This is a genomic window from Mycobacterium sp. NGS49, assembly GCF_059812565.1.
This window is the reverse complement of sequence record NZ_JCALCX010000015.1, coordinates 67,298-93,623: the sequence shown is the minus strand read 5'-3', so window position 1 is coordinate 93,623 and position 26,326 is coordinate 67,298. Positions and strand designations below refer to the sequence as shown.

24 protein-coding genes and 1 tRNA gene are annotated in these 26,326 nt (G+C 66.4%); 15 read left to right on the top strand and 10 right to left on the bottom strand.

Annotation, left to right across the window (positions count from 1 at the left end):
- Window positions 1–3 precede the first annotated feature (3 nt).
- Both AC5Y7D_RS17415 and AC5Y7D_RS17410 read left to right on the top strand, forming a co-directional pair.
- Window positions 4–465, top strand: a complete 462-nt coding sequence (locus AC5Y7D_RS17415) for a helix-turn-helix domain-containing protein (protein ID WP_499926295.1) — start codon at window positions 4–6, stop codon at window positions 463–465.
- The gene (locus AC5Y7D_RS17410) at window positions 452–1,570 is read left to right on the top strand and encodes a site-specific integrase (RefSeq protein WP_499926286.1); all 1,119 of its coding nucleotides are present in this window, start codon (window positions 452–454) and stop codon (window positions 1,568–1,570) included. Before AC5Y7D_RS17415 ends, AC5Y7D_RS17410 begins: the two co-directional genes overlap by 14 nt.
- A 48-nt stretch (window positions 1,571–1,618) precedes the next feature.
- Here the strand turns inward: AC5Y7D_RS17410 and AC5Y7D_RS17405 are convergent.
- A tRNA-Leu gene (locus AC5Y7D_RS17405) sits at window positions 1,619–1,692 on the bottom strand.
- 349 nt (window positions 1,693–2,041) lie between these two features.
- Here AC5Y7D_RS17405 and AC5Y7D_RS17400 point away from each other — a divergent pair.
- The 6 genes from AC5Y7D_RS17400 to AC5Y7D_RS17375 all read left to right on the top strand — a co-directional run bounded on the left by AC5Y7D_RS17400 (window position 2,042) and on the right by AC5Y7D_RS17375 (window position 7,739).
- Window positions 2,042–2,920 (top strand): PPE family protein, SVP subgroup, encoded by an 879-nt coding sequence (locus AC5Y7D_RS17400; RefSeq protein WP_499926127.1) that lies wholly within the window; start codon window positions 2,042–2,044, stop codon window positions 2,918–2,920.
- Between the two features lie 52 nt (window positions 2,921–2,972).
- A complete protein-coding gene (locus AC5Y7D_RS17395) occupies window positions 2,973–4,163 on the top strand; it encodes a PPE family protein (RefSeq protein WP_499926125.1) in 1,191 nt (396 codons plus the stop codon).
- 131 nt (window positions 4,164–4,294) lie between these two features.
- Window positions 4,295–4,591 (top strand): WXG100 family type VII secretion target, encoded by a 297-nt coding sequence (locus AC5Y7D_RS17390; RefSeq protein WP_065132169.1) that lies wholly within the window; start codon window positions 4,295–4,297, stop codon window positions 4,589–4,591.
- 31 nt (window positions 4,592–4,622) lie between these two features.
- Window positions 4,623–4,907 (top strand): WXG100 family type VII secretion target, encoded by a 285-nt coding sequence (locus AC5Y7D_RS17385; protein ID WP_205874453.1) that lies wholly within the window; start codon window positions 4,623–4,625, stop codon window positions 4,905–4,907.
- A 509-nt stretch (window positions 4,908–5,416) separates the two neighbouring features.
- Complete coding sequence (locus tag AC5Y7D_RS17380) at window positions 5,417–6,190, top strand: response regulator transcription factor (RefSeq protein ID WP_499926123.1); 774 nt, start codon at window positions 5,417–5,419, stop codon at window positions 6,188–6,190.
- Window positions 6,191–6,197: 7 nt separating this feature from the next.
- Window positions 6,198–7,739 carry a sensor histidine kinase gene (locus AC5Y7D_RS17375; RefSeq protein WP_499926121.1) on the top strand — a complete coding sequence of 514 codons (1,542 nt, stop codon included), beginning with the start codon at window positions 6,198–6,200 and terminating at the stop codon, window positions 7,737–7,739.
- A 1-nt stretch (window position 7,740) separates the two neighbouring features.
- Here the strand turns inward: AC5Y7D_RS17375 and AC5Y7D_RS17370 are convergent, their stop codons facing one another.
- Entirely contained in the window at window positions 7,741–8,280 is a 540-nt protein-coding gene (locus tag AC5Y7D_RS17370) for a DUF6611 family protein (protein ID WP_499926119.1), read from the bottom strand.
- Between the two features lie 296 nt (window positions 8,281–8,576).
- On the opposite strand from AC5Y7D_RS17370, the gene AC5Y7D_RS17365 reads away from it, so the two are divergent.
- From AC5Y7D_RS17365 to AC5Y7D_RS17335, 7 genes are read left to right on the top strand one after another with little or no spacing between them, the layout of a single operon-like run.
- Complete coding sequence (locus AC5Y7D_RS17365; RefSeq protein ID WP_499926117.1) at window positions 8,577–8,711, top strand: hypothetical protein; 135 nt, start codon at window positions 8,577–8,579, stop codon at window positions 8,709–8,711.
- Window positions 8,708–8,794 carry a potassium-transporting ATPase subunit F gene (locus AC5Y7D_RS17360; protein ID WP_499926284.1) on the top strand — a complete coding sequence of 29 codons (87 nt, stop codon included), beginning with the start codon at window positions 8,708–8,710 and terminating at the stop codon, window positions 8,792–8,794. The genes AC5Y7D_RS17365 and AC5Y7D_RS17360 overlap by 4 nt, the downstream gene beginning before the upstream one ends.
- Entirely contained in the window at window positions 8,794–10,464 is a 1,671-nt protein-coding gene (kdpA, locus tag AC5Y7D_RS17355; protein ID WP_499926115.1) for a potassium-transporting ATPase subunit KdpA, read from the top strand. The genes AC5Y7D_RS17360 and kdpA overlap by 1 nt, the downstream gene beginning before the upstream one ends.
- Entirely contained in the window at window positions 10,464–12,569 is a 2,106-nt protein-coding gene (gene kdpB / locus AC5Y7D_RS17350) for a potassium-transporting ATPase subunit KdpB (protein ID WP_499926113.1), read from the top strand. Before kdpA ends, kdpB begins: the two co-directional genes overlap by 1 nt.
- 1 nt (window position 12,570) lies before the next feature.
- Window positions 12,571–13,428 (top strand): potassium-transporting ATPase subunit C, encoded by an 858-nt coding sequence (locus tag AC5Y7D_RS17345; protein WP_499926111.1) that lies wholly within the window; start codon window positions 12,571–12,573, stop codon window positions 13,426–13,428.
- Between the two features lie 12 nt (window positions 13,429–13,440).
- The gene (locus AC5Y7D_RS17340) at window positions 13,441–16,002 is read left to right on the top strand and encodes a DUF4118 domain-containing protein (protein WP_499926109.1); all 2,562 of its coding nucleotides are present in this window, start codon (window positions 13,441–13,443) and stop codon (window positions 16,000–16,002) included.
- The gene (locus AC5Y7D_RS17335) at window positions 15,999–16,679 is read left to right on the top strand and encodes a response regulator (protein ID WP_499926107.1); all 681 of its coding nucleotides are present in this window, start codon (window positions 15,999–16,001) and stop codon (window positions 16,677–16,679) included. The genes AC5Y7D_RS17340 and AC5Y7D_RS17335 overlap by 4 nt, the downstream gene beginning before the upstream one ends.
- A gap of 99 nt (window positions 16,680–16,778) precedes the next feature.
- On the opposite strand, the gene AC5Y7D_RS17330 is transcribed toward AC5Y7D_RS17335, so the two are convergent.
- The 8 genes from AC5Y7D_RS17330 to AC5Y7D_RS17295 all read right to left on the bottom strand — a co-directional run bounded on the left by AC5Y7D_RS17330 (window position 16,779) and on the right by AC5Y7D_RS17295 (window position 26,284).
- Window positions 16,779–17,729 (bottom strand): Ppx/GppA phosphatase family protein, encoded by a 951-nt coding sequence (locus AC5Y7D_RS17330; protein ID WP_499926106.1) that lies wholly within the window; start codon window positions 17,727–17,729, stop codon window positions 16,779–16,781.
- The gene (locus AC5Y7D_RS17325) at window positions 17,720–18,211 is read right to left on the bottom strand and encodes a DUF501 domain-containing protein (RefSeq protein WP_499926105.1); all 492 of its coding nucleotides are present in this window, start codon (window positions 18,209–18,211) and stop codon (window positions 17,720–17,722) included. Before AC5Y7D_RS17325 ends, AC5Y7D_RS17330 begins: the two co-directional genes overlap by 10 nt.
- Entirely contained in the window at window positions 18,204–18,890 is a 687-nt protein-coding gene (locus AC5Y7D_RS17320; protein WP_499926103.1) for an FtsB family cell division protein, read from the bottom strand. The genes AC5Y7D_RS17325 and AC5Y7D_RS17320 overlap by 8 nt, the downstream gene beginning before the upstream one ends.
- The gene (gene eno / locus AC5Y7D_RS17315; RefSeq protein WP_499926101.1) at window positions 18,891–20,180 is read right to left on the bottom strand and encodes a phosphopyruvate hydratase; all 1,290 of its coding nucleotides are present in this window, start codon (window positions 20,178–20,180) and stop codon (window positions 18,891–18,893) included.
- 74 nt (window positions 20,181–20,254) lie between these two features.
- Window positions 20,255–20,986 (bottom strand): lytic transglycosylase domain-containing protein, encoded by a 732-nt coding sequence (locus tag AC5Y7D_RS17310; protein ID WP_499926100.1) that lies wholly within the window; start codon window positions 20,984–20,986, stop codon window positions 20,255–20,257.
- A gap of 174 nt (window positions 20,987–21,160) precedes the next feature.
- Window positions 21,161–22,204, bottom strand: coding sequence for a nucleoside triphosphate pyrophosphohydrolase (locus tag AC5Y7D_RS17305; RefSeq protein WP_499926098.1), 1,044 nt, complete (start codon window positions 22,202–22,204; stop codon window positions 21,161–21,163).
- Window positions 22,201–25,851 carry a transcription-repair coupling factor gene (gene mfd, locus AC5Y7D_RS17300; protein WP_499926096.1) on the bottom strand — a complete coding sequence of 1,217 codons (3,651 nt, stop codon included), beginning with the start codon at window positions 25,849–25,851 and terminating at the stop codon, window positions 22,201–22,203. Before mfd ends, AC5Y7D_RS17305 begins: the two co-directional genes overlap by 4 nt.
- Window positions 25,852–26,005: 154 nt before the next feature.
- The gene (locus AC5Y7D_RS17295) at window positions 26,006–26,284 is read right to left on the bottom strand and encodes a hypothetical protein (protein ID WP_499926094.1); all 279 of its coding nucleotides are present in this window, start codon (window positions 26,282–26,284) and stop codon (window positions 26,006–26,008) included.
- Between the last annotated feature and the right edge of the window lie 42 nt (window positions 26,285–26,326).

Below are 26,326 nucleotides of genomic sequence, written 5' to 3'. Positions count from 1 at the left end.
CCCGTGGCGGGCAGGAAGCTAGAGCTGGGTGCAGTTGGCCGCATGGTCTCGGAGAATGTGCGGGCGCTCCGTCAGGCGGCGGGCCTCAACTACACCGAAGTGTCGAGCCGCCTCGTCAAATACGGCCGTGATATCCCAGCGTTGGCAGTCAGACGAATCGAGGAGGGCAACCGTCGCGTAGATGTCGATGATCTCGTGGCTTTGGCTCTGGCACTTGAAGTTTCGCCGATTACCTTACTAATGCCAGGCATGCCCGGCGCAGATGACCCAGGAACGACGGTCGCGGCGCCGCGGGCAGATGGTCTTTCCGCGGGCCGATGGTGGCTTTGGCTCAAGGCGGATGCGGCGCTCCCTGGATACGCGCATCCACAGAGGAGATTCTTTGTGGACGCTCGGCCTGAATGGGACCCGGGACCCGGCGACGCCAGGCTATGGATGGAGGGTAACGTCAATGGCGACGATTGAGCGCTACGAAACCGCCTCTGGAGCAATGCGATACAGAGTCCGTTACCGGACTCCCGATCGTCGCCAGACGGACAAGCGTGGTTTCAAGACGAAGCGTGACGCTGAGGCCTTCGCGCACACGGTCGAGGTCACGAAGATGCGGGGTGAGTACATTGCGCCTGCGCTCGGCAGGATCACAGTCGGCGAGCTGGGGCCGGGCTGGCTGTCGCGCCAGGAGGGCGTGACGAAGCCGTCGGCGTATCACTCGGTCGAGTCGGCATGGCGGGTACACGTGAAGCCGCGATGGTCGACAACCCAGATCGTCGACATCACCTACTCGGAAGTGCAGGCTTGGATCACAGAGCTGGCGACGCGACGCAAGGCCACGGTGGTGATCACCGTCTACTCAGTGCTGGCCCGAATCCTGGACGACGCCGTACGGGACCGCCGGCTCGCGGCCAATCCGGCGCGCGGCGTCAAACTCCCCGTGCGCGCCAGGCGCAAGAACATCTACCTGACCGCCGAGCAGCTGCACGCTCTCGCAGTGGAATCCGGGCGGTACCGCTCGCTAGTGCTGTTACTCGGCACGGCCGGCCTGAGGTGGGGTGAGGCGGCTGCACTGCGGGTGCGCGACGTCGATTTCCTCAAGCGCAAGATCGTTCTACACGAGAACGCGGTCAGCGTCGGCAGCAAGGTCCACGTCGGTACCCTCAAGTCCGGCAAGAACCGAACCATCGCGTTGCCTGCGTTCGTCGTCGTCGAGCTGGCGCAGACATGCGAAGGCAAGGAGCGTGACGAACTCCTGTGGCCGGCGCGGGCCGGCGGCTACCTCGGACCACCGTCCTCCCACGACTCCTGGCTGTCCGGTGCAGTCGATCGCTGCCGCAAGACGGACAAGACCTTCCCCCGGATTACAGCGCACGCGTTACGTCACACCGCGGCCTCGTTGGCCATCTCGTCGGGCGCCAATGTGAAGGTCGTTCAGCGCATGTTGGGGCACGCGTCGGCGGCCATGACGCTGGACGTGTATGCCGATCTTTTCGACGACGACCTCACTGCAGTTGCCAGCAAGTTAGACGAAAGTGTGGGCAAACTGTGGGCAATACCGGCCAGAGACGCCAAGTAGCAAACCAAAAAATCGCATCTACCAGCGCGTATTTCTGTGCAGCTTCTGTGCCCCCAGTCGGACTCGAACCGACACTTGGCGGATTTTAAGTCCGCTGCCTCTGCCAATTGGGCTATGGGGGCCCGGCGGCGAATCTAGCGTGCGGATGCCGCGGTCGTCGCCGCTGTACACCCCTAAGACGCTAACGTGCGCCCGCGACGCGATTTGACTAGGATCGCGCGCCTCGCGCCGGGGTGGTGTACCACCCCCCAAGGGTCAGATGACGCGGCCGTATCGCCCGCCAAAAGATCGTTAATACTGCGCGCGCCCGTGTTAAGAAGCCGTAAACGTCCGTCACCAGCGGTCTTTCGGCTACGACTGTGGAGCCGAGCATGGTTAGCGTTACGCCAACGCACAGGGGCCGGTACGGAAACACACAGGTTCGACCCGGGGAGTCAAGGTCGACACCTTTTCACAGGTAAGGAGCAACAAATGTCATTTCTGACAGCAGTGCCCGCAGAGTTGTCCGCAGCGGCGGCGCAACTCGGAGCGATCGGCAGTGCACTCGCGGCGCAGAACGCAGGTGCTGCTGCCCCGACCACCGCGATCGCACCCGCTGCCGCCGACCAGGTCTCGATCCTGCAGTCCGGCATCTTCACCGCGTACGGCGCGCTGTACCAGCAGATCGCCGCCGAAGCCCAGGCCATGCAGGAGCAATTCGTGCAGACCCTGGGGCTCAGCAGCGGTACCTACGAACAGTCCGAGGCCGCGAACGCTGCTGCGGCCGTGCTGGCTGACGGGGGTTCGGCCACGGCGGCCGCAACGGCGGCCCCGTCCCCGGTTGACAACTTCATCACCACGGTTGCGACGCTGTTGGGTGGCCCGCTTACCAGTGTTGGCGGCCAACCGTTCAGCCTTTCGGGCAACAGTGCCAACATCACCAGCTTCCAGATCGGTAACTTCGGCTCCGCGACCTCGAACCTGCTCGGTCTGACAAGCGGTGGCCTGTTCCCCGAGGGCTTCGGTGTCCCCGAAGAGATCGCTGCCGACGCGGCGATCGAAGGTGCGGCGATCGAGGGCGGGCTGACCGGCGCCGGCGCCGCCGTGGGCCCGGTGGCAGCCGGAGTCGGCACCTCTACTCTGGTCGGCTCGATGTCGGTCCCGCCGAGCTGGGCCGCCGGCACGACTCTGGTTTCCAGCACCACCCCGGCGCTCTCCGGCGCCGGCATCTCGGCGGCCCCGGCGGCCGCAGCCGGCGGCATCTACCCGGGCGTCCCCGGGCTTGCTTCGGCCGCACGCAACAGCGCGGGCTTCGGCGCACCGCGGTACGGCGTGAAGCCCATCGTCATGCCCAAGCTGACCGCCGTCTAAGCCACCCAAGCCACAGCGATCACCAACAAGCCAAGAGAAACGGGATAAGAATATGTCTTACGCAGCTTTCCCCCCCGAGATCAACTCCGGGCTCATGTACAGCGGGGCGGGCGCAGGACCGTTCATGGCCGCAGCGGCAGCCTGGAACAACCTCGCCTCGGAGCTGAGCACCACTGCGGCGCAGTACGAATCGATCATCACGTCACTGACCACGGAGCAGTGGACCGGTGCCGGGTCGGCGTCGGCGGCCGCAGCGGCTCAGCCTTACGTGGGCTGGTTGACGAGCACCGCGGCGGCCGCTGAACAGGCCGGTATCCAGGCCGCTGCATCCGCGGCCGCCTACGAGGCGGCGTTCACCGCGACGGTGCCCCCGCCGGTGATCGCGGCCAACAGGGCTTTGCTGGCCGCGCTTGTCGCCACCAACTTCCTGGGCATCAACACGCCCGCGATCATGGCGACCGAGGCCCAGTACATGGAGATGTGGGTCCAAGACGTCGTGGCGATGACCACCTACCAGGCCAGCGCCACGGCTGCCGCGGTACTGGAGCCGATCCTCCCGGCAACTCCCACCGCCAATCCCGGTGCCGCCGGTCTGCAAAGCGCTGCCGTTGCGGCGGCAGCCGCCGAAGGACCTGCCGCGTCGTTGGGCGACATCGTCAGCGGACTCCAAACGGAGCTGGGCAACCTCGCCCTGGGGACCTCATCAATCGGCACCGGCTTGTTCGAGGCCCTGCCGGTGCCGGTGCAGGAACTGCTCACCGCGCTGGACGGCTTCATAGGAACGCCGCTGATCTTCAACGGCATCCAGCAGGTCGGTGTCACGGCCGCGTGGTTCGTCTTTGCCGCCATCCCCAACGCGATCTTCGCCGGTCACACCATTGACGCCAACATCGCGGCGGCGGCCGCGGAGGCGGCGATCCCGGCCGCAATCGGGGCCGAAGGAGCTGCCGCGGGCCTGGCCGGCGAGGTGGGAGCCGCGGGCGCGGCGGCCAGCCTGGGCGAGGCGTCTCTCGTCGGCAGCCTGTCGGTGCCGTCCAGCTGGGCCGGTGCCCTCCCGGCGGCGGAGGCCGCCGCGGGAACCGCTGCGGCCGGCAGCGGCTGGACCGTCCCCGAGGAAGCCGCGGCACCGGGCATGATGGCCGGAATGCCGGGCATGGCCGCGGCTGCCAAGGGCGCCGGCGCCGCCGCCGGCCCGCGGTACGGGTTCCGGCCGATTGTCATGCCCAAGCAGGTCGTTGTGTGACGCAAGGAAAAAGGGGACAAGTCACTCGTTTTGGCCAGCAATCAGCCGCCAGGCCGTAGTCTCTAGCCCTGGACGGCAAGCAAGCACGATCGCAAGAGTTTTATCCGACACTTCGAGATAGGAGTTCAATCATGGCAACACGTTTCATGACCGACCCGCACGCGATGCGCGACATGGCGGGCCGTTTCGAGACCCACGCCCAGACCGTCGAGGACGAGGCCCGTCGCATGTGGGCTTCCTCGCAGAACATCTCCGGCGCCGGCTGGAGCGGTCTGGCCTCGGCCACCTCGCTGGACACCATGGGCCAGATGAACACCGCCTTCCGCAACATCGTGAACATGCTGCACGGCGTTCGCGACGGGCTGATCCGCGACGCGAACAACTACGAGCAGCAAGAGCAGGCCTCCCAGCAGATCCTCAGCAGCTAGCCCTACAGACCCGAATCAGGAGAAAACCGATATGACCATTAACTACCAGTTCGGGGATGTCGACGCCCACGGCGCACTCATCCGCGCGCAGGCCGCCAACCTCGAAGCCGAGCACCAGGCCATCGTCCGCGATGTGCTGGCTGCCGGCGACTTCTGGGGCGGCGCCGGCTCGGTGGCTTGCCAGGAGTTCATCGCCCAGTTGGGCCGCAACTTCCAGGTGATCTACGAGCAGGCCAACTCTCACGGCCAGAAGGTCCAGAGCGCCGGCAACAACATGGCGCAGACCGACAGCGCCGTCGGGTCCAGCTGGGCCTGAGCTGGGCCTGAATCGAGGCCTGAATCAACGACGTGGCCGCACACCATCCGGTGTGCGGCCACGTTGTTTTTCCGGTGCCCCACACCATGTGCCGATATTTGCCGGCGGCGCCGTCTCGGCCCCGAGTGCGACGCCGGACCGGCCGGTGCGCGAGGTATCGCCGGTGCGGCCGGACTGCCCGAATAGTCCACGCTGATGCGAATCGACCGCCCGCCGCCGTCGCTGTCGCGGCAAGCGGCAATGTTTCGACTGCATCGATCCTCCGGGCGCCGGTCATCCGAGCGCGCAACCTGCCGGCGCACGTCGAATTGACCGCGCCCATGCAGCAGGTCCAATAAATAAGCTGCACCACAACTGTTTTGACGGCGTTAAGCAGGTCGTGCCGCGGACGCCCGGCCGTGCCCGGCCGGTTCTGACCGGTGGTCGATTTCAGTCCTCCACTATCGTTGCATTTGAGAAGTCTATGAAGACTGTGACAGCTATATGTGCGATTGAAAGAATGAACGAATATGACTGCAATGCAGGGATACGCGCGTAGCCAACGTCCGCGACAGGCCATTTTAGGCCAGCTCCCCCGGATTAACCGGGCTGACGGTTCACCGATCCGAGTGTTGCTGGTCGACGACGAACCCGCCTTGACCAACCTGGTCAAGATGGCGCTGCACTACGAGGGTTGGGACGTCGAGATCGCCCACAACGGGCGCGAGGCCATCGCCAAGTTCGACAGCATCAATCCCGACGTGCTGGTGCTGGACATCATGCTGCCCGACGTGGACGGCCTGCAGATCCTGCAGCGGGTCCGGGAAGCCGAGTCGTACACGCCCACCCTGTTCCTCACCGCGCGCGACTCGGTGATGGACCGGGTCACCGGCCTCACCGCCGGCGCCGACGATTACATGACCAAGCCGTTCAGCCTCGAGGAGCTGGTTGCGCGATTGCGGGGGCTGCTGCGCCGTTCCAGCCATCTCGCCCCGCCCGCCGACGAGTCGCTCAAAGTGGGCGATCTCAAGTTGGACGCGGCCAGCCGCGAAGTCACCCGCGGCGGCACGCCGATATCGCTGTCGTCGACCGAGTTTGAACTGCTCCGGTTCTTGATGCGCAATCCACGGCGGGCGCTCAGCCGCACCGAGATCCTGGACCGGGTGTGGAACTACGACTTCGCCGGCCGCACCAGCATCGTCGACTTGTACATTTCCTATTTGAGAAAGAAGATCGACGCCGACCGAGAGCCGATGATCCACACCGTCCGTGGCATCGGGTACATGCTCCGACCACCGGAATGAGCCTGGGATGACCGGGGACCGCCACGTTCCGCGGTGGCTCCCCCGTTCGCTGCGCCGTCAGCTGTTACTGGGCGTTTTGTCTGTGGTGACGCTCGTTCTCGTCGCCGTCGGCGTCGTCTCCGTGCTGACCCTACGCAGCTATGTCACCGCGATGAACGACGCCGAGGTCGCCGAGTCGATGCACGCCTTCACCCACGCGTACGCCAGATACCGCAACGGTGAGCACACCTCGGTCCACAACACCATTCCGCCGATCTCCCAGGCGCTGCTGGAGTTCACCGGGCAGACGCCCGGAAACCTGATCGCGGTGGTCCGGGACGGCAAAGTCGTCGGTTCGGCAGTGTTCTCCGAAGACCAACCGAAGCCCGCACCGCCGGACGTCATCCGTGCGATCGAAGCGCAATCGTGGACTGACGGGCCGTCCCGAATCGAGAGCCTGGGCAGCCTCGGGCCGCACCAGGTCGACAGCCGCACCGCCGGATCCGACCGGCTGGTGGTCGGGGTTTCGCTGAGCATTGCCGACCGGATCATCGCCACCAAACAGTTCACCACCACGGCGCTGATCGCATCGGCGCTGGTGATCACCGCCGCACTGACGGCCTGGGTGGTGGGCTACGCCCTCCGCCCGCTCAGCCGGGTCGCGGCGACCGCTGCCGAAGTCGCCGCCATGCCACTGGCCGACGACGACCACCAGATCAGTGTTCGGGTCCGGCCGGAGGACACCGACCCGGACAATGAGGTCGGAATCGTCGGGCACACTCTGAACAAATTGCTCGACAACGTCGACAGCGCGCTGGCACATCGCGTCGAATCCGATTTGCGGATGCGGCAATTCATCACCGACGCCAGTCACGAACTGCGCACGCCGTTGGCAGCCATTCAGGGTTACGCCGAGCTGACCCGTCAGGACAGTTCGGCGCTGCCACCCACCACCGAATACGCCCTGGCGCGCATCGAATCCGAGGCGCGCCGCATGGCTTCGCTGGTCGACGAGCTGCTGCTGCTGTCCCGCCTGGGCGAAGGGCAGGACCTGCAGGCCGAAGACCTGGACTTCACCAATCTGGTGGTGAACGCGGTCAATGACGCGGCGGTCGCGGCCCCGACGCACAACTGGGCCAAAAATCTGCCCGAGCAGCCGGTGTGGGTCAACGGGGACCATGCCCGGCTGCATCAAGCCGTGAGCAACCTGCTCACCAACGCCTGGGTGCACACCTATCCGGACGTCACGGTCACGACAGGCATGACCTGTCATTACGTCAGTCCGCCCGACGGCCTGAAGGCCCCATACGTGGAGTTGACGGTCGCCGACGACGGTCCGGACATCGACCCCGACGTCCTGCCTCACCTCTTCGAGAGGTTCGTGCGCGCCGACAAGGCGAGGTCCAATGGTGCGGGCCACGGGCTGGGTCTGGCGATCGTCAACTCGATCGTCAAAGCCCACGGCGGCACAGTGTCCGCGGAATCCGCGAATGGGGAGACGGTCTTTCGGGTGCGGATCCCGATGATCGAACGGCCGCGCGCAAGCCCTCTCAGCCCGGAGGACCGCTGACTCACGAGCGTGACCACTCGTCCAAACGGCCGTAAGCCTCCCACCACACCGCCGAATGTTCAGCCACGGAGATGGCACCAGCCACCAGCCGGCGGTCGGCATCGGTGAGCATGTCGACCAACGCTCGCCATTGCGTATAGCGGCACAGCTCATGCACGTCACCGGTTCCGGGCATGAGCACGACCGTCATCGACCGCACTGGGACGCGCACAGGGCCACCCCCGACGAACAGCAGCGCGCCAATCGCCAGGTAGACAAATGATGCTGACACCAACACGGTGCCGGCTGACGCCAGCGAATCGCCGAGCACCATTTCGGCCAGCAACATGAGCGCTGCGCCGCCGATAGGCCAGCCTTGCCACAACCGGGCCAGAGTCCGATCCGCAGGACGGGTCCCGGGTGGGTAGACGGTCAATCGATAACGCCGGACGCCATACTGGCTGACCACGGCATCGAAAGATCCCCAGGGAGGCGGTGCCGCATCTTCTTTATCGAGCTGCGGCTGAACGGGTTCGATGACTCGGTGTCGCGTCTTCTGCATCGTGTTGGTGTACGCCGGTCCGACGACGGGCACCCGGTCTCAAACGGCATCTATACGCCGCAGCCGCAGATTTTTGCGAAACTTTTCCGTCTGGCCGCCCCAGCAGCCCGGTTCGCATCGTCTCTTCCATGACCCCCGTGCCCTTGGCGCCGGCGCCGACGCCATCAACCATTAGAGCGCGCGTCAAGAAACCGTAAAGGTGCCCGGCGGTGGCGTTAGGAAACCGTCAACCGTAGGTCCGTTCGGCCGGGGCCGGCCCTAGTTTTCAAGCTGGCTTTGTCCACCGAGGCTGCGCTGTGCCTCCTCGATGGGCTCTTGACGAAACGAATGCCCGAACGGAGTTCACCATGAGCGTGCTGGCATACATCGCCCTGACTGTGGCGGTGTTCGCCCTGCTCGGCCTGACGCAGAAGCTGGTCGAGCGGTTGTGAGCCAAAACATCGTCGGCTTGGTGCTGGCCGCCCTTATCGCGTTGTTCCTGGTCGGCGCGCTGCTGTTTCCGGAGAGGTTCTAGTGAGCACGACCGCGGCGGGGATCGTATTCCTCGCGGCTCTGGTGGCCGCACTGGTACTGGTGCACGCCCCCTTGGGCGACTATATGTACCGGGTCTACTCCACCGAGAAAGACTCGCGCGTCGAGGCGCTCATCTACCGCCTGATCGGTGTGGACGCACGGGCGGAACAGACGTGGGGCGCCTACGCGCGCAGCGTCCTGGCGTTCTCCTCGATCAGCATCCTGTTGCTGTTCGGGCTGCAGCTAGCGCAGGGCAAATTGCCGTTGCATCTGCATGATCCGGCCACGAAAATGACGCCTGCGCTGGCGTGGAACACCGCGGTCAGCTTCACCACCAACACCAACTGGCAGGCCTACTCCGGCGAAACCACGCAGGGCCATCTGGTGCAGATGGCCGGGCTGGCGGTGCAGAACTTCGTCTCGGCGGCCGTCGGCATGGCGGTGGCCATCGCGTTGGTGCGCGGCTTCGCCCGGAAACGGACGGGCGAGCTGGGCAACTTCTGGGTGGATCTGGTGCGCGGCACGTTGCGCATTCTGTTGCCCATCGCGGTCGCCGGGGCCGTCGTGCTCGTGGCAGGCGGGGCGATCCAGAACTTTCACCTGCACGACCAGGTGGTCTCCACGCTGGGCGGCGCCAAGCAAACGATCACCGGCGGCCCGGTCGCCAGCCAAGAGGTCATCAAAGAGCTGGGCACCAACGGCGGCGGGTTCTACAACGCGAACTCCGCGCACCCGTTCGAGAACCCGACCGGGTGGACCAACTGGCTGGAGATCTTTCTGATGACCGTGATCAGCTTCTCGCTGCCCCGCACGTTCGGGCGCATGGTGGGCAACAAGAAGCAGGGCTACGCGATCGCAGCGGTCATGGCGACGCTGGCCGGCATCAGCGTGTCGTTGATGATGTGGTTCCAACTGCAGCATCACGGCACCGTGCCGACTGCGCTCGGCGCGTCGGCCGAAGGTGTCGAGCAGCGCTTCGGGGTGGCTGACTCGGCGGTGTTCGCCGATGCCACCACGCTGACCTCCACCGGTGCCGTCGACTCGTTCCACGACTCTTACACCAGCCTCGGCGGGATGATGACGTTGTTCAACATGCAGCTCGGCGAGGTCGCGCCGGGCGGTACCGGCTCGGGACTCTACGGCATGCTGATCTTGGCGGTGATCACCGTCTTCGTCGCCGGGCTGATGGTTGGGCGCACCCCGGAATATCTGGGCAAGAAGCTCAATCCCCGCGAAATCAAGCTTGCCGCAAGCTATTTCCTGGTGACGCCGCTGATCGTGCTGACCGGCACCGCGATCGCCATGGCGCTGCCGGGCGAGCGCGCCGGGATGCTCAACAGCGGCCCGCACGGGCTGTCGGAGGTGCTGTACGCCTTCACCTCGGCGGCCAACAACAACGGCTCTGCCTTCGCCGGGCTCAGCGTCAATACCGATTGGTACAACACCGCTTTGGGGCTCGCCATGGTCTTTGGCAGGTTCCTGCCCATCATCCTGGTGCTGGCGCTGGCCGGCTCGCTGGCCAGACAAGGCGGCACGCCGGAATCGGTGGGCACCCTGCCCACCCATCGGCCACAGTTCGTCGGGATGGTCGCCGGTGTCACCCTGATCCTCGTTGCACTCTCTTTCCTGCCCATGCTCGCGCTTGGGCCACTCGCCGAAGGAATTCACTGATGACCGCGACTCGTAAGCGGCTCGCAGGTGGCTTGCTTGATCCGAGCATGTTGTGGAAGTCGGTTCCGCAGGCGCTGGCCAAACTCGATCCGCGCACGCTGTGGCGCAACCCGGTGATGTTCATCGTCGAAATCGGCGCCATCTGGGCGACCGTACTCGCGATCGCCGACCCGAGCTGGTTCGCCTGGTTGATCGTGGTCTGGCTGTGGCTGACGGTGCTGTTCGCCAACCTCGCCGAGGCGGTGGCCGAAGGCCGCGGCAAGGCCCAGGCCGAAACGCTGCGCAAGGCCAAGACCCAGACCCTGGCACGGCGCCTCAAGAGTTGGGCACCCGGCGCGCCACACGTCGAGGAAGAAGTCGCCGCCCCGCTGCTGCAACAGGGCGACATTGTGGTGATCGAGGCCGGGCAGGTGATACCGGGTGACGGTGACGTTGTGGAAGGCATTGCCTCCGTGGATGAGTCGGCGATCACCGGCGAGTCGGCACCGGTGATCCGGGAGTCGGGTGGCGACCGCTCTGCGGTCACCGGCGGCACCACCGTGCTGAGCGACCGGATCGTTGTGAGAATCACCCAGAAGCCCGGCGAAAGCTTCATCGACCGGATGATCGCGCTCGTCGAGGGCGCAAACCGGCAGAAGACACCCAACGAGATCGCGCTGAACATCCTGCTGGCCGCGTTGACGATCATCTTCGTGTTCGCTGTCGCGACCCTGCAGCCGCTGGCGATCTACTCGAAGCTGAACAATCCCGGTGTGCCGGATACTCAGGCGCTCAACGGAAGTGGTGTGACCGGCATCGTGATGGTGTCGCTGCTGGTATGCCTGATTCCCACCACCATCGGCGCGCTGCTGTCGGCCATCGGGATCGCAGGCATGGACCGGCTGGTGCAGCGCAACGTGCTGGCGATGTCCGGGCGTGCGGTCGAAGCCGCGGGCGACGTCAACACGCTGCTGCTGGACAAGACCGGCACGATCACCCTGGGCAACCGGCAAGCCGCCGCCTTCATCCCGGTCGACGGAGTCGCGGCTGCCGACTTGGCCGACGCCGCACAGTTGTCCAGCCTCGCCGACGAAACACCGGAGGGCCGCTCGGTGGTTGTGTTCGCCAAGGAACATTTCGGGTTGCGGGCACGCACGCCGGGCGAACTCGCGCACGCCCAGTGGGTGCCCTTCTCCGCCACGACGCGCATGTCGGGTGTCGACGTCGACGACCACCAGTTGCGCAAGGGCGCGGCGAGTTCGGTCGCGGAATGGGTGCGCGCACAGGGCGGCAAGGTGCCCGGCCAGCTCGGCGTGATCGTCGACGGCGTCTCCGCCGGTGGCGGCACGCCCCTGGTCGTCGGAGAGTGTCGTAACGGCGAGGCGGCCGTCCTGGGTGTCATCCACCTCAAGGACGTCGTCAAGCAGGGCATGCGCGAGCGGTTCGACGAGATGCGCCGGATGGGTATCCGGACCGTCATGATCACCGGCGACAACCCGTTGACCGCCAAGGCGATCGCCGACGAGGCCGGTGTCGACGACTTCCTTGCCGAAGCCACGCCCGAGGACAAGCTGGCGTTGATCAAACGCGAGCAGGCAGGCGGCAAACTGGTCGCGATGACCGGTGACGGCACCAACGACGCGCCGGCGCTGGCGCAGGCCGACGTAGGTGTGGCGATGAACACCGGCACATCTGCCGCCAAAGAGGCCGGGAACATGGTCGACCTCGACTCCGACCCCACCAAGCTGATCGAGATCGTCGAAATCGGCAAGCAGCTGTTGATCACCCGCGGCGCGTTGACCACTTTCTCCATCGCCAACGACATCGCCAAGTACTTCGCCATCATTCCGGCGATGTTCGTGACGCTGTTTCCGGGGCTAGACCTGTTGAACATCATGCGCTTGCACAGCCCGGAGTCGGCGATCCTGTCCGCGGTGATCTTCAACGCGATCATTATCGTCCTGCTGATCCCGTTGTCGTTGCGGGGCGTGCGCTATACCCCCAGCAGCGCGTCAAAACTGTTGAGCCGCAATCTCTATCGGTACGGACTGGGCGGCATCGTAGCTCCCTTCATCGGGATCAAGCTGATCGACCTGATCGTCCAATTCATCCCGGGGGTGTCCTGACATGAAGTTCTCCAACTTTCTCCGCATCCACTGGGCCGCGCTACGCGCGCTGCTGGTGCTCACCGCAGTCACCGGATTGGCCTATCCACTGGCGATCTGGCTGATCGCTCAGCTGCCGGGACTGCGCGACAAGGCCGAGGGATCGATCATCACCAACGACGGCAGGCCGGTCGGCAGCCGGCTTATCGGTCAAACGTTCACCGATTCACGCGGCAATCCGTTGCCGCAGTACTTCCAGAGCCGTCCCTCGGCGGGCAATTACGATCCGCTCTTGACGGGTGCGAGCAACCTCGGCCCGGAAAGCATGGCCTTGCTGAATCAGGTGTGTTCGCGCAGCGTCGCCGTGGCCAAACTGGAAGGCCTGCGACAAGAGGACGGGTTGCGCCCGTTCTGCACCGGTGGCGGCGTCGGCGCCGTGCTGTCTGTGATCGGCCCGCGCGATGCCCGCGGCGCCGTCGTCCACCCCACCCGGGTCATCAGCGTCAACGAGCCGTGCCAGACCACGGCGACGCCGTTTCTGGTCAGCTACGAGGGAGTTCGGGTGGAGTGTGCCACCGAAGGCGAGGACTACTCGATGGGTCAGATCGTGCCGATCCGCGGCGCGGCGCCGGCCGTCCCGGTCGTTCCGGCCGACGCCGTGACCGCCAGCGGCAGCGGGCTGGACCCGCACATTTCGGTTGCCTACGCCGACCTCCAGGTGGCGCGGGTGGCCAGGGTCCGGCGCGTCGGCCCCGATCAGATTCGCGCCGTGCTGGCGCAGTATCGCACCGATCGCGCTTTGGGCGTCGTCGGTGAGCCGTGCGTCAACGTGCTGGAACTCAACCTGGAACTCGACCACCGCTACCCGGTCACCGGGTAGGGCCACGGAGGGATGATGGTTGACGTGACCGACGTCAACCCTGCGGATTACCGCACCAAGCGCGGGGAGTTGCGCATCTACCTCGGCGCGGCACCCGGTGTGGGCAAGACCTACGCGATGCTCGGCGAGGCGCACCGGCGCTTGGAGCGCGGCACCGATGTCGTGGCGGCCGTGGTCGAGACCCACGGCCGAGCGAGAACGGCCGACCTGTTGGCCGGCATCGAGATCATTGCCCCACGATTCATCGAGTATCGCGGCGGCACCTTCCCCGAACTCGACGTTCCCGCGGTGCTGGCACGCCATCCGCAAGTGGTGTTGGTCGACGAGCTCGCCCACACCAACACGCCGGGCAGCAAGAACGCCAAGCGCTGGCAGGATGTCGAGGAGTTGCTCGATGCCGGCATCACGGTGATCTCCACGGTGAACATTCAGCATCTGGAGAGCCTCAATGACGTCGTCGCACAGATCACCGGCATCGAGCAGATGGAGACGATACCTGATTCGATCGTCCGCCAGGCGTCACAGGTCGAGCTCATCGACATCACCCCCGAAGCACTGCGCCGCAGGCTATCCCATGGCAACGTCTACGCACCGGAACGGATCGATGCGGCGCTGTCCAACTACTTCCGACGCGGAAACCTCACGGCGCTCAGGGAATTGGCATTGCTCTGGCTGGCCGACCAGGTGGACACGGCACTGGCCAAGTACCGCGCGGAGAACAAGATCACCGCGATGTGGGAGGCCCGTGAACGCGTCGTGGTAGCCGTTACCGGTGGTCCCGAGTCGGAGACGTTGGTGCGCAGGGCGTCTCGGATCGCCTCGAAATCCACTGCCGAGCTGATGGTCGTTCACGTTGTGCGCGGTGACGGACTCGCAGGCCTGTCGGAGAGCCGGATGGCCAAGATCCGCGACCTGGCGAACAGCCTCGATGCCTCGCTGCATACGGTTGTCGGTGACGATGTGCCCAGCGCGCTCCTGGATTTCGCCCGCGAGATGAACGCGACCCAGCTGGTGATCGGCACCTCACGGCGTCCGCGCTGGGCGCGGATCTTCGACGAGGGCATCGGTCTGGCCATCGTGGAGCATTCCGGCAAGATCGACGTCCACATGGTCACCCACGAGGAATCCAAGCGCGGCATTCGCACCGCATCGATATCGCGTCGCGAGCGGCGCGTTGTGTCGTGGCTCGCCGCGGTGCTCGTGCCATCGCTGATCTGCGGGGCCACGGTGGGGTGGCTGGACCGGTTCCTGGACAACGGTGGCGAAAGCGCCCTGTTCTTCGTCGGAGTGTTGCTGGTGGGTCTGCTGGGAGGCGTTGCACCGGCGGTGCTTTCGGCTGTGCTGTCCGGGCTGCTGCTCAACTACTTCCTGATCACTCCGCGGCACAGCTTCACCATCGCCGAGCCCAACAGCGCGGTCACCGAGCTGGTGTTGCTGATGATCGCGGTAGCCGTGGCGGTGCTGGTCGACGGGGCGGCCAAGCGCTCACGGGAAGCCCGGCGCGCAGCCCAGGAGGCCGAGCTGTTGACCCTGTTCGCCGGATCGGTGCTGCGCGGCGCCGACCTGGAAACCCTGTTGGAGCGGGTACGCGAGACATACTCGCAGCGTGCGGTCAGCATGTTGCGCGAGCAGACCGTCGACGGGCGCAGCCGCAGCCACGTCGTCGCGTCGGTGGGCAAAGAGGCTTGCACCACGGTCGATTCCGCGGATACCGCGATCGAGGTGGGTGACGACGAGTTCTGGATGTTGTTGGGCGGACGGCGGCTATCCGCCCGGGACCGCCGCGTGCTGCACGCGGTGGCGACACAGGCCGCGGGTCTGATCAGGCAAGGCGAACTGGCCGAAGAAGCCGGCCGCACCGAGGCGATCGTGCGGGCCGACGAGCTGCGCCGGTCGTTGCTTTCGGCGGTCAGCCACGATCTGCGAACTCCGTTGGCGGCGGCCAAGGTAGCGGTGTCGAGCCTGCGCGCCGGCGACGTCGCCTTCTCCCCGGAGGACACCGCCGAGCTGCTGGCCACCATCGAGGAATCCATCGACTCGTTGACGGCTTTGGTGGGCAATCTGCTGGATTCGTCGCGGCTGGCCGCGGGCGTGGTCCACCCCCAGTTGCAGCGGGTGTACTTGGAGGAAGCGGTACAGCGCGCGCTGATCAGTATCGGCACCGGAGCCACCGGGTTCTACCGGTCCGCGATCGACCGCGTCAAGGTCGATGTCGGCGACGCGGTGGTGATGGCCGACGCCGGCCTGCTGGAACGGGTGCTGGCCAACCTGATAGACAACGCGCTGCGTTATGCGCCCGAGTCGGTGGTCCGGGTGAATGCGGGCCGGGTCGGCAATCGGGTGCTGATCAACGTCATCGACGAGGGCCCGGGAATTCCACACGGAGCCGAGGAGCAGCTCTTCGAGGCCTTCCAGCGCCTCGGCGATCACGACAACACCACTGGCGTCGGCTTGGGGATGTCGGTGGCTCGAGGCTTCGTCGAGGCTATGGGCGGCACCATCCAGGCCGCTGACACACCGGGCAAGGGGCTCACGGTGGTGGTGGAATTGGCTGCGCCGCAGGAGAACTCATGACCCGGGTATTGGTGATCGACGACGAACCGCACATCCTGCGAGCACTGAAGATCAACCTCACCGTGCGAGGGTACGAGGTGGTCACCGCCTCGACCGGTGCGGGAGCGTTGCGCGCGGCCGCCGAGCATCCCCCCGACGTGGTGATACTCGACCTCGGCCTGCCCGACATCTCCGGCATCGACGTACTTGCGGGTTTGCGCGGATGGCTGTCCGCACCGGTGATCGTGTTGTCGGCTCGCAGCGATTCGTCGGACAAGGTGGAGGCCCTGGATGCCGGCGCCGACGACTATGTGACCAAACCATTTGGTATGGAAGAGTTTCTGGCCCGGCTGCGGGCGGCAGTGCGCCGCAACACGGCGTCCTCCGAGATCGACCAGCCGGTGATCGAGACCGATGCGTTCACCATCGATCTGGCGGCCAAGAAGGTGATCAAGGAAGGGGCGGAAGTGCATCTGACGCCGACCGAGTGGGGCATGCTCGAGGTACTGGCCCGCAATCGCGGCAAGCTGGTCGGCCGGGAGGAGCTGCTCAAGGAGGTGTGGGGTCCCGGGTATGCGACCGAAACCCATTATCTCCGCGTCTATTTGGCGCAGCTGCGGCGCAAGCTCGAGGACGACCCTTCGCACCCACGGCATTTGCTGACCGAATCAGGTATGGGTTACCGCTTCGAGGCGTGAGTCACAGCTTTCACCAGTCTCTGGCCAGCACCCTATGGTGGATTCGGCGCTCGGTCGGCCGGGCGCAGGACAGGTGCGGCACTGACGGAGCCCATGTGGTCACGCGATCGACAACACGATCCCGTCCAAGATGTCGTGTTCACTGACGATCAACTCCGAAATCCCGGCCTGCGAACTCAGTTCGCGCGCCAGTTCCTGAACCACGATCGCACCGCCACCGATCACGTCGACGCGGCCCTCATGCATCGGCCCCAGTGCGGCCCGCTCGGCCCGGGTCATGCGGATCAGCCGCTCACACACCGCCATCAAGTCATCCAGCGGCACCCGCGAAAGGTGAATTGCCGCGGCGTCATACGCCGACATGTCGTGCGCCAGCGCCGACAGGGTGGTCATTGTTCCGGCCAATCCGACCCAGGTCCGGGCCCCCGCTAGCGGAACCTCGCGCAGCGCGACGTCCAGGCGTTCCCGCACCACTGCCCGTGCCGCGGCAACCTCATGCAAGGAGGGCGGGTCGGAGTGCAGACATCGCTCGGTCAAGCGGACACAACCGATATCGGCCGAGTAGCTGGCCACGACCTCGTTCGCGGCCTTGCCGAGCACGATCTCGGTCGACCCGCCGCCGAGGTCGACCACCACAAAAGGCGCTCCGGCATTGTCCAGCTCGCCGACGGCCCCGCGGAAGGACAGCGAAGCCTCCTCAGCGCCGGTAATCACCTCGGCGACCGATCCCGGGATCACCGCTCCCAGCACATCAGCCGTCATCGCAAAGAAGACGTCGCGATTGGCCGCGTCCCGGGTCGCCGACGTGGCGACCATCCGTACCCGCGAGACACCATGCACCCCAAGCAGTTCGGCGTAGTCGACCAGGGCTGCCCGGGTTCGGGCGATCGCCTCCGGCACGAACTCACCGGTTGCGTCGACACCCTGACCCAACCGTACGATCCGCATCTCCCGATGCACATCGCGCAGCCACTCCCCCTCGATATCAGCGATCAGCAACCGAATCGAGTTGGTACCACAGTCTATACCCGCGAGACGAGTCAAAGCCATTGCCTCCCAACCAAAGCCGCTACCGGACCTGGCTCAGCGACCAGCAGCGCCAGCGCCTCGTCACCGAGCGGATTTACTCCGGGCCCCTTGGCCAAGGAGTGCGCGATCAGTACGTGCAGGCACTTGACCCGGTCTGGCATGCCGCCCCCGGAGAAGGTGGTACCCAGCGGTTCGATGGCGTCACGCTCGGCCAGATACGACTCGTGCGCGCGACGGTAGGCCGTGGCCAAATCCGGCTCCCGGACCAACCTTTCGGTCATCTCACGCATCAGCCCCGTTGTCTCCAATCGGCTCGCGGCCACGGTGAGCACCGGATGCGTCAGGTAGTACAGCGTCGGAAACGGAGTGCCGTCGGGCAGTTTCGGCGCGGTCTTCACCACCCCGGGTTCCCCGTTGAGGCATCGATAGGCGACGTCCAGCACCCCGCGGGGCTCCCGGCCCAGCTGGCGCGCCACCGCCTCCAGGTCGGCAGGGTCAACCACCGGGCGATGTCGGGTTGGGCGGCGACGTCCCTTGCGGCGGCTGCTCGGGTGCAGGGCTGGCCGAGGGCGGTAGGTGCGGCGCGTCGGCGATGGTGTGCCAGAGCGAGGTGTACCAGGGTTCGTTCTTGGCAGCAGCGCCCACCTCGGCTCCGGGCTGCGGGGTGACCGCCGCGCCGGGCGGCAACTGGACCTGGAAAGGAATATCCCCCGGTTTGACGAAACCAAGGCGCTCACGCGCCTGCGCGGCGATGTACGCCGGGTCAGCCAGCTGGCCCTTCCGCTGCTCCAATTCGGCGATCTGGCCGCGCAGCGCTGCCTCGGTCGCCGACAGTTGCGCCATCTCGGTGCGCTGGGAGAAATAGGTGCGCACCGGCCCGGCGATGGTCAGGGTCAGCACGCAAACCACCGCGGCCAGGATCGCGGCCCGCCGCGCGGTGAACCCCAGCCGCTGATCCGACCGTTGGTCAACGGATTCGGTGAACGACCGCTTGATGGGGTCGACGACATGCTCCTGCAACGAGCCCGTGGACCGGCTTTCGTCGGGCGTCGTCTGTGCGGGCTTGGAAACAGGTTTTGCGACGGGCTTGGACGAAGTGGAGCGTCGCGCCCGAGACGAGTCGCCCGGCTTCCCCGGCCGTGATGCCGGGGACCGACGTTTCGGATCGGGCTTGGGGGACAACTACTTCGGGTCCACCGCGAAGCGTGGGAACGCCAGGTCGCCGGCGTAGCGGGCCGCATCGCCCAGCGCCTCTTCGATCCGCAGCAGCTGGTTGTACTTAGCGACACGCTCGCTTCGCGCGGGCGCACCCGTCTTGATCTGGCCGCAGCCGACCGCGACCGCCAGATCGGCGATGGTGGTGTCCTCCGTCTCGCCGCTGCGGTGGCTCATCATCGTGCGGTACCCGCTGTGGTGCGCCAGGGCGACCGCGTCGAGCGTCTCGGTCAACGTTCCGATCTGATTCACCTTGACCAGCAGGGCGTTTGCGATGCCGCGTTCGATGCCTTCCTCGAGCCGCTCGGGGTTGGTGACGAACAGGTCGTCGCCGACGATCTGTACCCGATCGCCGATGGCGGCGGTCAATGCGGCCCAGCCGTCCCAGTCGTCTTCGGACAGCGGGTCTTCGATCGACACCAGCGGGTAGGCGCCGAGCAGGCCGGCGTAGAACTCCGTCATCTCCTCGGCGGTGCGGGTCGAGCCCTCGAAGCTGTATCCGGTGCCGTCGGTGTAGAACTCGGTGGCTGCCACGTCGAGGGCCAGCGCGACGTCGACACCCAACTTGAAACCGGCCGACTCGACGGCCCGGCTGATCAGATCCAGAGCCGCGGTGGTGCCGGCCACATCGGGGGCGAAGCCGCCCTCGTCGCCCAGCCCGGTCGATAGCCCTTCCTTCTTCAAGACCGCCTTGAGCGCGTGGTACACCTCCGCGCCCCAGCGCAGCGACTCGCTGAAACTCGGCGCGCCGATCGGCGCCACCATGAACTCCTGGACGTCCACACCGGTGTCGGCATGCGCGCCGCCGTTGACGATGTTCATCATCGGTACCGGCAGGATGTGCGCGTTCGGTCCGCCGAGGTACCGAAACAGCGGCAACGCCGCCGAATCCGCGGCCGCCTTGGCAACGGCCAGCGACACACCCAGGATCGCGTTGGCGCCCAGTCGCGACTTGTCCGGTGTGCCGTCGAGGTCCACCAGCGCCTGATCGACCAATCGCTGGTCGTCGGCGTTGAGCCCGATGACTGCGGGCCCGATCTCGTCGAGGACGGCCTGAACCGCCTTCTTCACCCCTTTGCCGCCGTACCGCTCGCCGCCGTCGCGCAGTTCAACCGCCTCGTGTTCGCCGGTCGATGCGCCCGAAGGCACCGCGGCGCGAGCGAAGGTTCCATCGATCAGCGCGACCTCGACCTCGATGGTCGGGTTGCCGCGGGAATCAAGGATCTCGCGAGCTCCGACCTGCTCGATAATCGGCACAGGGTTCTCCTTTGCGCTCTGGCTCCGTTCAGGCCCCGGCAGCAGCCTAAAGCCTTGGTCAGCGATCCATCTTTCTACAGCGGATGACCCGCCGCATAGGCGGTCGCCCAGTCCCGCACCGCCCGCGCGTACACCCCGGAGTTGTTGTAAGCCCGCAGCGCCGTGATCCAGCCGCGCGGCGTCGACAAATCCTTTCCGCGCCAACACAAATAGCCCGCGGCCGAGAGTGCGGCGTCGTCGATGTTGTCCGGGCTGGCGGTGCCGTCGTTGTTGGCGTCGACGCCGTACAGCCGCCATGTCTCGGAAATGAACTGCATCGGGCCCATCGCGCGCTCCACACCGTTGTCACCGTCGAGCAGGCCGCCGTCGTTGTCCACGATGCGCACGGTGTCACCGCTACCGTCGAGACGGACCCCGCGAATCGGGGGCCGGACGTCGCCGTTGGGGGCGATCGTCGCGCCCCGATAAGTGCCGTTATGGCTCTCCACCTGGCCGATGCCCGCCAGCGTCGTCCAGGCGATATGGCACTTCGGGTTCTCCACCTCGGCAACGCGTGCGGCGTAGGCATAGGCCTCCAGCGCGATGACCGGCATCTCCAGCGCGGGGGCCCGCTGCTGCGCCCACTCCCGCAACTGGTCGGCCGGTCGGCCAAGGGCGTGGGTATCCACCGGCGGCACCGGATCCCCCGCGGGCGGTGGCACGCCCTCCGGGATGAAGAGGCTGAGTTGCCAGGTGCAACTTGACGCCAACAGCATCGCGGTCGCCCCTATCACGGCGACCGCGCGCAACCAGCGTCTCGGCGACACAAACTCTCCCTGTCGATCTCCCTATCGGGGCCCCTCACCCGTTCCGGCCAACGCCATCGTCCCACGGGTTCGGTTCCTACCCCGCTCGCCGAGCCGTCCAGCACACAGATCCGCTTAGACTATTAGCCGAATAGCTGCAGCTTCTTCGAGTTGTTGAAATCGTGGCTAAAACGCTCAGCGGCGTCCCTTGCGCTTCTTCGGGCGCGACTTGGTGAACCCGGGCAGGTCCTCGGCGGCCTGGGATTCCTCCTCGAAGTCCCCCTCCGGCAAACTCGACTCGCCGGACGGCCAGTGTGCGCGCCACTCCTCCTCGGTGACGAAGCCCAACGGCGTCATATCGAGTTCTTCGGCGACGCTGTCACCGCGGCGGGTGGCGGCGATCGCCTTCTCGACACCGCGGACCAGTTCGACGAAGTCCAATACGGCTGCGCGCAGCGTGTTTTCCGCATCGATGTCGGCCGACAGCGTGATCGTGGTGAGCTCTTCGGGAATGAACTCGTCGGGCAGGCCGGCTTGGCGCACACGTTGAATCACCTTCTGAGCCAGCGCCAAAGCCGGCTGACCCGTGTGCACGTCGTCGAGCACCGAATTCCGCGACTTCTGCAACCGCTCCGAAGCCTTGGCCTCCTCCCACTGGGCCAGCTGATCCTGCAGCGAAATCGATTCGCCAGCAAGCACTCCCGGCACCCGGTTGCCGAGTTTTCGCATCAGCGCGTCGGCGACGTCGTCAATGGTGAACGGAAGCAGCGCCGCGTCTTCGGCAATGCGGGCGTGGAACAGCACCTGAAGCAACAGGTCGCCGAGCTCTTCGCGCAGTTGCTCGACATTGCCGCTGTGCACCGCGTCCAGCAGCTCATAGGTCTCCTCCAGCAGGTACCGGCGCAGCGAGTCATGAGTCTGTTCGCTCTCCCACGGGCCCGCGGTGCGCAGCTTGTCCATCATGGCGACGGCGTCGATCAATCGCTCGCCGCGCTGACGCTCCGGCGCCGCGATCAGCCGCGCACCAGCGGCCAGCCGGGCGGTGACGGCGGGATGGTTGGGATCCGACGACAACAACACCGGCGCATCTTCACCGGTGTGAGCCGGATGGGCGTCAGGCAGCGACCAGGGCACCGCAATCGGCATCTCCTCGGTGTACTGCACCGGCCCGGACAGCAACTCGATGGCCTCCACCGGCACCAGGGCCGGTCGTCGAGGATCGACCAGGACGACAATCATCGGGCCCGTCGCTCCTTCACCGGCGTGTTCGTCATACCAACATCTTGCTGCGGTTTCCCAGCCAGCGCAGTCACCAGATCGGCAACCATCTGCACCAGTTCGACGTCGCGGATGTGCCCGGCGCCGATACCGCCAGCGCGCGGGATGGGAACCTGCACCGTCGACGTCGTCGCCCGGTAGCGGCCGCCCGGGTACATCCGCGCCAGGCGAACCTGTGCGGAGTCCGGCAACGTCAACGGCGAAAGTCGCACCGAAGTCGCCGAAGCGGTGCTGACCTCGGTGATCCCGGAGGCCTTGCACAGCAACCGCAGCCGCGCCACGGCCACCAGCCGTTCGGCAGGCTCGGGCAGCGGACCGTACCGGTCGATCAGCTCTTCAATAACGGCGGCGATGTCGCTGTCGGAAGTGGCGGCGGCCAGCCGGCGGTAACCCTCCAACCGAAGCCGGTCGCTGGCGATGTAGTCCGGCGGCAGGTGCGCATCGACCGGCAGGTCGATGCGCACGTCCTTCGGCTCCTCCGGCGTGGTCACCGTCTGACCGTCCGCCGCGGCCCGGTAGGCCTCCACGGCCTCACCGACCAGCCGTACGTACAGATCGAACCCGACCCCGGCGACGTGCCCGGATTGCTCGACACCGAGCACGTTGCCGGCGCCGCGGATCTCGAGGTCCTTGAGCGCCACCGCCATGCCGGCCCCCAGCTCGTTGTTCTGGGCGATTGTCGCCAACCGGTCGTAGGCCGTCTCGGTCAGCGGCGCGTTCTGCGGGTAGAGGAAGTAGGCGTAGCCGCGCTCGCGGCTGCGGCCCACCCGGCCACGCAACTGATGCAGCTGGGAGAGGCCGAAGGTGTCAGCCCGTTCCACGATCAGCGTGTTGGCGTTGGAGATGTCCAGGCCGGTTTCCACGATCGTGGTGCAGACCAGGATGTCGTATTCGCGGTTCCAGAACCCCTGGACGGTTCGCTCCAGCAGTTCTTCGGGCATCTGTCCGTGTGCCACGACCACGCGGGCTTCGGGAACGAGCTCACGGACGTGGGCGGCCGCACGGTCGATCGAGCTGACCCGGTTGTGCACGTAGAAGGCCTGCCCGTCGCGCAGCAATTCGCGTCGCAGGGCGGCGGCGATCTGCTTGTCGTCGTGCGGGCCGACATAGGTCAGCACCGGGTAGCGTTCTTCGGGCGGGGTCAGGATCGTCGACATCTCGCGGATACCGGCCAGACTCATCTCCAGGGTGCGCGGTATCGGGGTGGCGCTCATGGTCAGCACGTCGACGTGGCTGCGCAGCGCCTTGATGTGTTCCTTGTGCTCGACCCCGAAGCGCTGTTCCTCGTCGACGATCACCAAGCCGAGGTCTTTCCAGCGCACCCCGGTCTGCAGCAGCCGGTGGGTGCCGATCACGATGTCGACCGATCCGTCGGCCATGCCCTCGATCACCTTGCGGGACTCCGCCGGATCGGTGAACCGGGACAAGCCCTTCACCGTCACCGGGAAGCCGGCCATCCGGTCGGTGAAAGTCTGCAGATGCTGGTCCGCCAGCAGCGTGGTCGGCACCAGCACGGCCACCTGCTTGCCGTCCTGCACCGCCTTGAACGCTGCCCGCACCCCGATCTCGGTCTTGCCGTAGCCGACGTCGCCGCAGATCACCCGGTCCATCGGGACCGGCTTCTCCATGTCCGACTTGACCTCGGTGATCGCGGTGAGCTGATCGATGGTCTCGGTGAAGCCGAATGCGTCCTCCATCTCAGCCTGCCAGGGCGTGTCGGGCGCGAAGGCATGTCCCGGGCTGGCCTGCCGTTTCGCGTACAACGCCACCAGCTCACCGGCGATCTCGCGCACGGCGCGGCGGGCCTTGGTCTTGGTGTTGGTCCAGTCGCTGCCGCCGAGTTTGCTCAGTGCCGGCGCTTGGCCTCCGACATAGCGTGACAACTGGTCCAGGGAGTCCATCGGCACATACAGCTTGTCTGTGTTCTGGCCGCCGCTGCCCCTTTTTGACGAGGCGTATTCCAGCACCAGGTACTCGCGGCGCGCGCCGCCGACCGTGCGTTCCACCATCTCCACAAACCGGCCGATGCCGTGCTGGTCGTGGACCATCAGGTCACCGGCGGTCAGCGCCAGCGGGTCGACGGTGTTGCGCCGCTTGGCCGCCAGCCGCTTGCCCTCGCCGGCGGCGGCCCGGCTGCCCGTGAGGTCGGCCTCGGTGATGACCACCAGGTTGGCACCCGGGACGACGACGCCTTCGTGCAGCGGACCGCGCAAGACGCCGACGACGCCGGGCTTGAGCGTCTGGCCCGGGTCCACCATGCCGGCGGGGATATCGGATTCGGCCAGTCGCTCGACCATGCGATGCGCGGTTCCGGTGCCGGGAGCCACCATGGCCGCGTATCCGCTGGTCGCCACGTGCGCGCGCAGCATCGCGAAGATGCCGTCTATGTCGTGTTGGTGCCCCCGCGCGGACGGGGCAGATCGGATCTCGAGTTCGACCGCCGACTCGTCGGAAAGCTGACTCAGCGTCCACCACGGATGCCCGGCCCCGCGGGCCGCCTCCCGCACCTCGTCGAGTTCGGCGAAGCCCGACCCGCCCAGTTGTTCGACGTCGACCGGGGCGTCGGTGCCCAGTGCCGCGACCGACCATGACGCTTCCAGGAACTCCCGGCCGGTCTTGATCAGGTCGGCGGCGCGGGTGCGCACCTTCTCCGGGTCGCAGACCAGCACCGGAGTTCCCTGGGCCAGCTGATCGGTGAGCAGCGCGTGGTCGTCCGGGCGGAGCACCGGCAACAGCGCCTCCATACCCTCGACCGGGATCCCCTCGGCCAACTTGGCCAGCATGTCGATGATGCTGCCGGTGACCGTGTTCTCGGATGCGGGATGCTGCCCGGCCAGTTCGGCCGCGCGGGCCCGGACATCCTCGGTGAGCAGCAGTTCGCGGCAGGCGACCGCGAGCAGCCTGTCGACATGGATCTCGGGAATAGAGCGCTGGTCGGCGACCGAGAACATCCGCATCTCGGTGACCTCGTCGCCCCAGAACTCGACCCGGACCGGATGCTCGGCGGTAGGGGCGAAGACGTCCAGGATGCCACCGCGCACGGCGAACTCGCCGCGCCGTCCGACCATGTCGACCCTGGTGTATGCGAGCTCGACGAGCCGCTTGACCACGTCCTCGAACGGCACTTCGTCGCCGACGGCGAGAGTCAGCGGTTCCTGCAGGCCGAGTTGTGGTGCCATGGGTTGCAGCAGGGAGCGGACCGCCGTTACCACGACCCGCAGCGGCGGCCCCAGCCGACTGTCGTCGGGATGGGCCAGCCGGCGCAGCACCATCATCCGAGTCCCGACGGTGTCGATGCCGGGCGAGAGCCGCTCGTGCGGCAGCGTTTCCCAGGACGGAAAGACCGCCGCCGCGTCGCCGAAGACGCCGCGCAGTTCGCTGGTCAGGTCGTCGGCTTCCCGCCCGGTCGCGGTGACCACCAACAACGCCCCATGCCGGGCCAACGCACTGGCCACGAAAAGGCGCGCGCCGGCAGGTCCGACCAGCGGCAATTCTTCGGGTCGATCGGAGGCACGCTCGATGAGCTGTTGAAATGTCGGCGCAGTGAGCGCCAATTCGACGAGCCCCGCGATCGGGGTGTCTGGGCTCGCAGTCCCCGGTGCGGTCATGGTGTGCCCCATTCTAGGGCGGGCAAAGTCGGCGATTCCCACCCCGGCTGGTGAGTTACCTCCCACCGGAAGTCGCCATTCGACCCTGCGCCCAGGGCGCTACCTACTCGAACTTTCGCGCCCAGACGCAGAGTCAACGGGCTGACGGACCGAGCTACCAGGGCATCGTCGCCCACGAGTAGAAGGCGCCGGTGCCGACGTCGTGGACGCCGTAGGAGTCCCAGTAGTAGTCGTGGCACACATTGCCGTCCCACGGCACCGGCCGGCCCGCCGGGTTGGGGTCACCGGGGCACCAGGTGGTGCAGGCCTGCAAACGCGGGCAGTTGCCCTGGTCGGCGTGGGCCGGCGGCGAAAGGGTCAAGCCCAGTGAAACCAGCAGGGTGATCGCGAGGCCGGTCAGACCAGTGGACAGCGCGGCAAACAGGGAACGCATTGATCAGCCTTTCGTTCGGGTTGATACACAAGTGCACACGGC